We start from the raw sequence: 3,059 nt of genomic DNA, 5'->3' as shown, positions 1-3,059 counted from the left end.
GCATCGCCACGCGGACCGCTTCACGGCCGGCGCTTGTTCCCCGCCGGATCCAGGCGCCGGCGGCAATCAGCAGGATGGAGAGGCGAGCGGCCGGCCAGTTGGCGACATCGTCGAGCCGGGCGGCTGCCCAGCCGAAGTCGATGTATTTTTCAGACTTATGGCCGATCATCGAATCCGCGGTGTTCAGCATCTTGTAGGCGAAGAGCCCCGGCAGCCCGAAGATGGCATACCAGAGCGCCGGCGCCACAACGCCGTCGGAGAAATTCTCGGCAAGGCTTTCGATCGCCGCGCGGCATACGGCCGGCTCGTCCAGCGTCTCGGGATCGCGTCCGACGATGCGGGAAACGGCGGCTCGTCCGCCGGCAAGCCCTTCGTGGCGTAAGGCGACAGCGACGGCCGCGACGTGATCGGCAAGGCTTTTTTGCGCCAGGAAGATCGCCACCAGCCCGGTCTCCAGCAAGATGCCGACAAGGCCGAACAGCGCGAAGAACCGGTTGAACACGAAGCCTGCGGCCACCGCCAAAAGAAGCAGCGCCAGGATGGCGGCAATACCGTTCATTCGGCGTTGCGAGCCCGTGAGGCTTGCCGGGTTGAGCTGCCGCTCGGCATAGGAGATCGCCGCGCCGAACATGACAACGGGATGCGGCATCCGCGACCACAGCCATTGCGGATCGCCGGCAATCCGGTCGAGCAGCAGCGCCAGAAGCAGTACGAGAAGGTTTTCGTCGATCGTCATCGCTCAAATCTCTGAAGGGCTTCGCCAAGCCGCCTGTCTGCCGCCGGATCGGGCGGCAGCCCGAAACGCAGCCACTCCGGCGCATAGTCGAACTTGCGGACGAGAATATGATGGCGGCAGAGATGTGTGTAAATGTCGCCGGCTCTCGCATCGGCGACAAGGGTGAAGAGCGCCGTGCCTCCTGAAAGCTGCAACCCGGCGCCCGTCAGCACCCCATGCAGGCCGGCGCAGCGTTCATTGATGCGGCCGCGAATCGGAGAAACGTCCGAGCGCAGCAGCGAATCTGCAATCGAAAGAGCCGGGCCGGAGACCGCCCAGGGGCCGAGCCAGTCTTCGAAACGCGCGAGAATATCGCTGCGCGCAATCGCAAAACCGAGCCGCAGGCCGGCAAGCCCGAAGAACTTGCCGAAAGAACGAAAGATCACCAGATTGGAAAGCTGCGGCGCGCGGGATGCAAGGCTGAGCGCCGGATCGGTATCGCCAAAGGCTTCGTCGACGACGAGAAGTCCGTCCGCTGCCTTCATCCTGTCGTGCAGGGCAATCAGCGTTTCGGCCGGCCATATCAACCCATCAGGATTGTTCGGATTGACGACGACAGCCAGCCGATGTCCGGCTCCGATCGCGGCAATATCGTCGACCGCATCGACGGCAAAACCGGCCGAGGCGAAGGCGCGCGCATACTCGCCATAGGTCGGCGATACCACGGCAACCCTGTTGTCCGTCACGGCAACCCTGTTGTCCGTAACGGCAACCCTGTTGTCCGTCACCGCGACACTGTTGTCCGTGCCGCCAACCAGCCTATCCGCCTCGACGAGGCGCGGCAGAAGCTGGATCACCGATTGTGTGCCTGGCACCGGCAGCGGCAAGATCTCGCCGCTGCGGTAATGATCTCGCGCCGCACGCCTTGCCTCATCGATGAGATGCCGGTCCGGCAGGCGATGCCAGGCCCTTGCCGGAATGTCAGGCAGGGCGACGGGGCACGGATTGATGCCCGTGGAAAGATCGAGCCAATCTTCCGGTCTACCGCCGAAGGTAGCGGCAGCGGCGGTGATGCCGCCGCCGTGGACGATCGGTGCGCTCATGCAGCAGCTCCGGCAAGATCGATCAGATGCATGTAGGAGCCTGCCACCTGGTCGCGCCTGAGACCGGCGGCGCCCAGATCGGTTCCGAGCGCATCCTGCACCTGAAAAAGCCGTTTGCCCTCGCCCTCGGAAACGACGCTGGAATAGTGGAATTCATGGGCCGTCATCATCCGAGCAAAGAAGGCGCCGTCGAGGGGCACAACACGGCGATAGCCGAGATGGCGCTTTCGCTCGGCATAGGTGGTGACGACGGGCAGCAGGCCGAGCATTTCATGGCGATGCCCCTTTGCATCGATCAAGCCCTCGCCAAGCACCATGTAGCCGCCGCATTCGCCATAGATCCGGATGTCGCGCGCTGCCGCATCGAGCATGCCGGCGCGGAAATTCTGCGCCTCTGCCAGCCGCCCGGCATTCAGCTCGGGATAACCACCGGGCAGATAGATCGCATCGGCATCACCAGCCGGCGCCTCGTCGGCAAGCGGCGAGAAGAAGGAAATCGCAGCACCCCGGCGGCGCCAGCCGAGCAGCATATGCTCGTAGGAAAAGGCAAAGGCGACATCGCGCGCCACGGCGATGCGGGCACCCAGTGGCGGCAACCGGTCGATATTGGCGGCCGACGGCCGGTTGAGCCCCTGCCTGGCGATGCGCAGCAGGAATTCGAAATTACATTCCTCGGAGACGGCATCCGCCGCATGGTCGATGAAATTGTCGAGGGTTGCGTGTTCGCCGGCCTGGACGAGGCCGAGATGGCGCTCCGGCAGGGAAAGCGCCTTGTCGCTGCCGATGACGGCGATGACAGGCATACGGATAGCTTCGAGCGCCTGCCGCAGCATCGCCTCGTGCCGGTCGCTGCCGACCTTGTTGAGGATGACACCAGCAACCCGCACATCGGCACGGAAACCGGCAAAACCAGTAACCAGCGCCGCCACCGACTGCGACATGCGCGAGGCATCGACGACCAACACCACGGAAAGCCCAAGCTGGGCCGCCAGATCGGCCGCCGTCCCCCTTCCGTCAGCCGCCCCGTCGAAAAGCCCCATCATCGCCTCGATGACGAGGATGCGGTCGCCGGAACGGTGAAGGGCCGCATTGGCCGAGATCAGCTCCGGGCGCATCGCCCAGGGATCGAAATTCAGACAGAGCGTGCCGCTCGCTGCCGCATGGAAGGCGGGATCGATATAGTCAGGGCCGGCCTTGCCGGGCGCGACCGCGATGCCGCGCCGGCGGAGCGCTCGGAGCAG

The 3,059-nt window shown here is 64.7% G+C and carries 3 protein-coding genes; all 3 read right to left on the bottom strand.

What is annotated here, in order from left to right:
• Positions 1-736, bottom strand: a 736-nt coding sequence (gene cbiB / locus MOV76_RS38745; protein WP_247266553.1) for an adenosylcobinamide-phosphate synthase CbiB, incomplete at its 3' end; no start/stop codon positions are given.
• Positions 733-1,818, bottom strand: a complete 1,086-nt coding sequence (locus MOV76_RS38740; RefSeq protein ID WP_047621436.1) for a threonine-phosphate decarboxylase — start codon at positions 1,816-1,818, stop codon at positions 733-735. The genes MOV76_RS38740 and cbiB, both read right to left, overlap by 4 nt.
• Positions 1,815-3,059 (bottom strand): cobyrinate a,c-diamide synthase (locus MOV76_RS38735; RefSeq protein ID WP_247266552.1); only part of this gene is annotated, 1,245 nt, incomplete at its 5' end. The genes MOV76_RS38740 and MOV76_RS38735, both read right to left, overlap by 4 nt.

This window comes from Rhizobium sp. PRIMUS64 (assembly GCF_023006465.1).
In the GTDB taxonomy this organism is placed as follows: domain Bacteria; phylum Pseudomonadota; class Alphaproteobacteria; order Rhizobiales; family Rhizobiaceae; genus Rhizobium; species Rhizobium leguminosarum.
Note: the sequence above shows the minus strand (reverse complement) of the source record. Positions and strands in the feature narration are given on the sequence as shown.